The organism is Paenibacillus sp. 598K (assembly GCF_003851045.1).
Classification (GTDB): Bacteria; Bacillota; Bacilli; order Paenibacillales; family Paenibacillaceae; genus Paenibacillus_D.
This window is the reverse complement of sequence record NZ_BFBX01000005.1, coordinates 123,532-129,655: the sequence shown is the minus strand read 5'-3', so window position 1 is coordinate 129,655 and position 6,124 is coordinate 123,532. Positions and strand designations below refer to the sequence as shown.

5 protein-coding genes are annotated in these 6,124 nt (G+C 58.7%); all 5 read right to left on the bottom strand.

Going from position 1 to position 6,124, the window contains the following annotated elements; genetic code table 11:
• A partial coding sequence (locus tag PA598K_RS02720) for a response regulator (protein WP_185601471.1) occupies window positions 1-723 on the bottom strand: 723 nt, incomplete at its 3' end.
• Between the two features lie 44 nt (window positions 724-767).
• On the bottom strand, window positions 768-1,589 hold the full coding sequence (locus tag PA598K_RS02715) for a carbohydrate ABC transporter permease (RefSeq protein ID WP_128655379.1): 822 nt from the start codon (window positions 1,587-1,589) through the stop codon (window positions 768-770).
• The gene (locus tag PA598K_RS02710) at window positions 1,586-2,455 is read right to left on the bottom strand and encodes a carbohydrate ABC transporter permease (RefSeq protein ID WP_128655378.1); all 870 of its coding nucleotides are present in this window, start codon (window positions 2,453-2,455) and stop codon (window positions 1,586-1,588) included. The genes PA598K_RS02715 and PA598K_RS02710 overlap by 4 nt, the downstream gene beginning before the upstream one ends.
• Before the next feature lie 86 nt (window positions 2,456-2,541).
• The gene (locus PA598K_RS02705) at window positions 2,542-3,891 is read right to left on the bottom strand and encodes an ABC transporter substrate-binding protein (protein ID WP_128655377.1); all 1,350 of its coding nucleotides are present in this window, start codon (window positions 3,889-3,891) and stop codon (window positions 2,542-2,544) included.
• Window positions 3,892-3,978: 87 nt separating this feature from the next.
• The gene (locus PA598K_RS02700) at window positions 3,979-5,838 is read right to left on the bottom strand and encodes a cache domain-containing sensor histidine kinase (RefSeq protein ID WP_128655376.1); all 1,860 of its coding nucleotides are present in this window, start codon (window positions 5,836-5,838) and stop codon (window positions 3,979-3,981) included.
• Window positions 5,839-6,124 lie beyond the last annotated feature (286 nt).

Below are 6,124 nucleotides of genomic sequence, written 5' to 3'. Positions count from 1 at the left end.
CAGCCGCTGCAGCTCGGCGGGCGGCAGCCCGTCGGCCGCGATTGCGCCGATCAGCTCGGCGCGGCCGTCCGGCGCAGGCGAGAGCGCGCACTCCCACCGACCGCCGAGGTGAAAGGACCGTTGACGCTCCAGCGCCTCGCGGAGCCGACTGAGCCGATCGGGCGACTCGGCCTGCTCGCGATACGTATCCGGGCGGCCAGCGAAGACGACGGCCTGACGATCCAGCCAGGCAGGCGGCAGCTTGGCCTCGCTCGACGCATCGCCGGACGCAGTCGGCGCCAGCAGCAGATCGCGGAACCAGCCGGCGTCCTGCCGGGCGGCCGCCGAGCGTTGCCGCTCGTCGCTGCGTCGCGCCAGCTCGGCGACCGCCTTTTCGAGGACAGCGGCGAGCTCCTCCTTTTTGACCGGCTTCAGCAAGTAATCGAAGGCATGATGACGGATCGCCTGTTGCGTATACTCGAAGTCCGAATAGCCGCTGACGACGATCGTCAGCAGCTCAGGCAGCTCCGCATGCAGCAGCGCCAGCAACTCCTTGCCGTCTAGGCCCGGCATGCGCATGTCCAGGAACAGCAGGTCGGGCCGCTCGGCCAGCAGCAGCTCGTACGCATCCTGTCCGTCGGCCGCCTCGCCGGCGAGCACGAGACCCAGCCCATCCCAAGGGATCGACTGGATCAGTCCGAGTCTCACCCATCGCTCATCGTCAGCCAGCATCACCCGATACATCCGCATTCCCCCCTTGCGATTAGCTAGTACAGTCTCTGAAAGTCTTAGCCCTTCACCGAGCCCGCGGTCAGACCGTCGATGATGTAGCGCTGCAGCACCAGATAGATGAGCAGCACTGGCGAGACGACGATGACCATGAAGGCGAAGACGACACCCCAGTTCGTGTTGTAGAGCGAGACGAAGTTGAAGATCTGCAGCACGATCGTCCACTTCGTACTGTCGGTGACCAGATAGAACGGTCCGAAAAAGTCATTCCACACCGAGACGATGACGACAATCGACACCGTCACCAGTACCGTGACGAGCAGCGGCAGGATGATCCGCGTATAGAGCTGGAAGAAGCTCGCACCCTCCATCAGCGCCGCCTCGTCGAGCTCGCGCGGGATCTGCTTCATGAAGCCGACTAGCAGGAACACCGAGAATGGCAGCAGCACTGCGGTGTAATACATAATCATGCTGAAGTACGTGCCCTTGATGCCGAGCATATCCATTAGACGAATCGTCGGCACGATCGAGACCGGCACGATCAGGCCGAGGATAAAAGTCATGTACAGGCTGCGCATCCAGCGGTCGTTGCGGCGCTGGATGACAAAGGCCGCCATCGAGGCGAACAGGTTGACGCATACCGTCGTCAGACCGGCCAGCAGGAAGCTGTTTTTGAAGCCGCGCAGGATGTTGCCTTGCTCGAACACCTTCTCGTAGTTGCTCATCAGCCACTCCGTCGGCAAGCCCATCCCGAACAAGGCCGACTCGCGGATGCCCTTGAACGAATTGACGATAATCATGTAGAACGGCACCAGGATGATGAGCGCGCCGATCAGTACGACAAGATATAAGCCCAGTTGCTTGGATCTCGACGCTCTCACATCTCCACCTCCCGTCGCTTGAGGGCCGCCAGCACCGGCAAGCCGACCAGCGTCACCAGCAGGAACAGCACCAGATTAATCGCCGTCGAGTAGCCCATCTCGCCCATGCTGAATGTACTGCGGATGTAGGTGTAGAACACCTCGGTCGTATAGCCCGGACCGCCGTCGGTGAGCACCATGACCATCTCGAACACCTTCATCGAGCCGATCAGCGACAGCAGGATATTGACCGTCGTCGAGGCTGCGATCAGCGGCAGGATGATGTGGCGCAGCCGATGACGATAGCTCGCCCCGTCGATCGACGCGCTCTCGAGCAGATCCTTGGGGATGAACTGCAAGCCCGCCAGGTAGATCACCATCGTAAAGCCGGATACCCGCCACAGATCGGTGACGATGATGGAGAACAGCGCCCATTTCGGATCATTAAGCCAGTCCTGGGCCATCGCGCCCAGCCCGACATTATCGAGGATGACATTGACGATGCCATGCTCCGGGTGGTAGATGGCGCGGAACACGTAGCCGATGACGATCGGCGCGATGACGTAGGGCATGAAGAACACGGTACGGAAAAAATTGCGCATTCGGATCGACTCGTTCATAACAAGCGCCAGCCCGAGCCCGATCAGATTTTGCAGGACGGTCACCGCCGCCGCAAAAATTAACGTATTGCTGAGCGCTTTGCCCAGACGCGGTTCCTGGAACAAAGCCGCATAATTGTCGAAGCCAATAAAGCGGATGTTGTCCGCATGGATGTTCCAGTTGGTAAAGCTGTAATAGACGCCGAACAAGGTCGGAGCGATAAAAAAGACGAGAAAAATTGCGGCTGCGGGAGCGGAAAAGTAAAGCGGATATCGGCGCCTTTCCATCGCTTCCCCTCCTCCCTAAGTAGATAAATCAGGCTGCTCTCACAATCGATCCCGTGACCGTAGGCGTTTGAAGGCAGCCTGGACTGTTAGAAGCCTTCGAGCTGCTTGGCCTTGCCGTCCTTCTGATAGTTGGCGCTGAACTCCTGGATCGCCTGATCGATGTTGCCGTTCAGGAAGAAGTTCTGCAGCGTCTTGGAGAAATCGACGAACGATGCAGTTAGACGGTTCTGGATGTTGACGCGGGATTTGCCGGCATCGATATAAGCCTTGACATCCTCCTGGACCGGATACAGCTCGCTGGTCGCGCCCTGGTAGATCGGGATGCCCGGTTTGCTAGCATAGAACAGGTCGACGTTAGCTGGCTCGAGCATGAAGCGGACCAGCTCCATCGCAGCGTCGCGATGCTTGGCCTTCTCAGGCACCATCAGCTGGTTCGGCGGCGTAATCATCGCTGTCCCTTGATCGGTAGCGGACGGGAACGGGAAGAAGCCGAGGTTGTTCGTTACCCAATCCTTGCCGAACTTCTGCTCGAGCTGGGAGACGATGCCATCGAGCATGAATACCATGCCAACCTTGCCGTCGCCGAGCTCGTTTTGCATCTCGTCATAGGTTCCCGCCATGACATTATCTTGATACAGACCCAGCTCCTTCAGCTCGAGCTGCTTGGCGAACAGATCCTTCAGCTCTGCGATGTCCGCGAGCGCCAGCTCGTTGCGGTTGAGCTTCGCTACGCCTTCGTCGCCGATGACCGGATCGACCTGCGTGACCCAACCGGTGAAGTAAAACACTTGCGGCGGCCAGGCATCCTTGACGCCTTCGTAAAATGGCGTGAATCCGGCTGCCTTGATTTTCTTGGCGATCTCGATCATATCGGCGTAATTTTGCGGCACGTCGACGCCGGCTTGCTTGAATACATCCTTGTTGTAGAAGACGCCCATCATGCCGGTCGAGCCGTAAGGAACGCCGTAGATTTTGCCGTTCTCCACTTGCGCTTCCTTGATGGAGTCGATCACATTGTCCCACACGCCTTGCTCGCCGGACCACTCGTGCAGCGTCTCTTCGGCTCTCAGCTTCACATATTGCTTGGTGCCCGGCTGCATCAGGAACAGGTCAGGAAAGTCGCCGGTTGAGAAGCGCGTCTTAATCATATTGTCGTAGTCGCCGCCGGGCAGCGCTTGCAGCTCGACCTTGTTGCCAGTCTTCGCTTCATAAGCCTCGAATACTTTGTTGTAAGCCGTCGTGTCCTCGGTGTTGGAGATGACGAAGGAGAGCGTAACCGGGTCGCTTTTCGGCTCCTCCGTTTTGGGCGGCGTACTCTCGCTCGTCGCAGGCGGCGTAGACGTACCCGAGTTGTTGTTGCCGCCTCCGCAGGCGGCCAGGGAAGCAGTGACCAAGCTGATGGCCAGCAGGACCGATGCTGCTTTTACTTTTTTCATCTGATAGTGAACCTCCCTTTAGGTTGCAAGACTCGCTTGCTGCGTTTACAGTTTCGATTATATAGTAAGCGCTTTCTGTAAGCCTATTCACGATTCCGACTCCGAGTGTTGAAGATTCTGACCGAGCGTCGCCTCCGCCTCGAAGGGCAAGGACAACGTTACGCAGGTACCCACGCCCTTGCGGCTCTCGATCTCGAAGTCGAGCGCTTCGCCATAGCGGATCGCATAACGCGCGTACACGTTGCGCACGCCGATGCCGCGGCCGCTCTCGTCCGGCGACGCATCGCTATGGAGAGAGCGCCGCAGCTTCGCCTGCAGCTCGCCCAGATGACGCTCGGATATGCCGACGCCGTCGTCGATGATCGAGAGGACGAAGCGGTCGCCCTCTCGCCTCGCCGCGATCCGGATCGTCCCTTTGCCGCGCTTGCGCTCGAGCCCGTGGAACACCGCGTTCTCGACGATCGGCTGCAGTGTCATCTTCAGTACCGGGTAGCTGTAGAGCGCCTCGTCAACCTCGGCCTCGTAGCCGATCTTGTCGTCGAAGCGGATGCGCTGAATCTTCATATAAGCCTCGATCTGGTCGAGCTCCTCCTGGAGCGTCACGACCTCGTCGCGATTGCGGGTATTGTAGCGGAACATATCGGCGAGCGCCTGGGCGATCTCTCCGATCTCGGACGCCCGATGATAGTCCGCCATCGCCCGGATGATGTCCAGCGTATTGTAGAGGAAATGCGGATTGATCTGCGAGTAGAGCATCGCCAGCTCGACCTCACGCAGCTTGATCTGATTGACGTACGTATTCTCGATCAGATGCTGCAGCTCGTCCTGCATCGCATTGAAATTGGCCGCGATCATGCCGATCTCGTCGGAGCGCCGAATCTCCACCCGCTCGGAGAAGTCGCCGCGCTTGATCCGGTTGACGCTTTTGAAGAGCGTGAGGATCGGCTGGGTGATCCGTCTGCCGAAGAGGACCGAGATGACGAACGTCATCGCAAAGGCAACAAGCGCCGTCACGACGACCGCTGTCTTGATCTGGCTGATCGGCCCCAATATCTCGCTGCGCGGCGTCAGCAGGACGACCTTCCAGCCCGTCGCCTCCGACACCCGATAGGAGACGAATTGCTCGTCGCCATCGCCTTTCATCCAGAACTTGCCCTCGCCGCTGCGCACCCGGCCGAGCAGCGCATCCTCGACAGCCAGCCCCTGGCCAGACTGCGAGTCGTAGACGAGCCTATCGCTCGTATCGAGCACCAGCGTGCGACTGGCTGCCGACAGATCGTCGCTCCTTCCCATCGTCTGGAACAGCTCGTCCCCGTACTCGACGCGCACGACGATGAACCGTTCGGGAGAGGAGAAGTCGCGGATCAGGATCGACGAGGCGTACGCGGTGGCCTCGGTATCGGTCGTGCCGTCTCCCTGGCTCGGGCCATGGAAGTAAACGCCCCCATCCTCGGCGACCGTACGCAGGAACCAGTCGGCGTTGCGCACCTGGACAGGCGTCCACGGCTTGTAGTCGCCCGAGGCTGCCAGCAGCTCGCCGGTGCGGTAGTAGATCTGGAAGCGGATGAAGCCGCTGATCGGAGTGGCGTTGAAGCTCTTCAGGTAGAGGTTCTCCAGCTTCTGTCGGAACAGATACTGATTGCGCGCGTCCATTTCCGGGTAAGCATTAATGCCATCGATGTATTCGGTCTCGTAATAGGGAGCCAGCAGCAGATTGCGCTTGCTGCGGAAGTCATTGTTGAGGTGAGTGCCGATCTGGCGCACGAGCTGCAGATTAGCCGACTCGACCCGGCCCTTGATCGCACTCGAGGAGAGATAAAAGGAGACGCTGCCGACCATGACGATCGACAGCAGGATGATGACGAAGTAACTGAGCAGCAGCACGGTCCGGATGCGGGAGAACCCTCCGCCGAGCTTGCCGATAATCGGTCTGGCGCCTGCTTTCATAGGCTGTCGCTTCCTCCATTTCCATTCCTAGGATTGGCTGAGCCGACGCCCATTGTGTAAGCGCAACCATCAAGGTATGCTTATCCTATCACCCGGATTCTGGCCCGTCAATTGATGTTTAGCTAAAATATTAGTAAATTAGGATCATCCAAAAGTTGTATTGTTCCTTGCTTCCGGTATTAGTATAATCAGACTGCCCTCAAAACAACGCCTACGGTCACGGGATCGATCTTCCGATCGCTGTTGTCCCCAGATTTCTTGGTTTTTTAACCGCATTAGCGGTTGA

What these genes read in the sequence shown, in the direction of transcription:
- PA598K_RS02700 (WP_128655376.1), bottom strand. Translation starts at nt 5,838, where the DNA reads ATGAAAGCAGGCGCCAGACCGATTATCGGCAAGCTCGGCGGAGGGTTC.
- PA598K_RS02705 (WP_128655377.1), bottom strand. Translation starts at nt 3,891, where the DNA reads ATGAAAAAAGTAAAAGCAGCATCGGTCCTGCTGGCCATCAGCTTGGTC.
- PA598K_RS02710 (WP_128655378.1), bottom strand. Translation starts at nt 2,455, where the DNA reads ATGGAAAGGCGCCGATATCCGCTTTACTTTTCCGCTCCCGCAGCCGCA.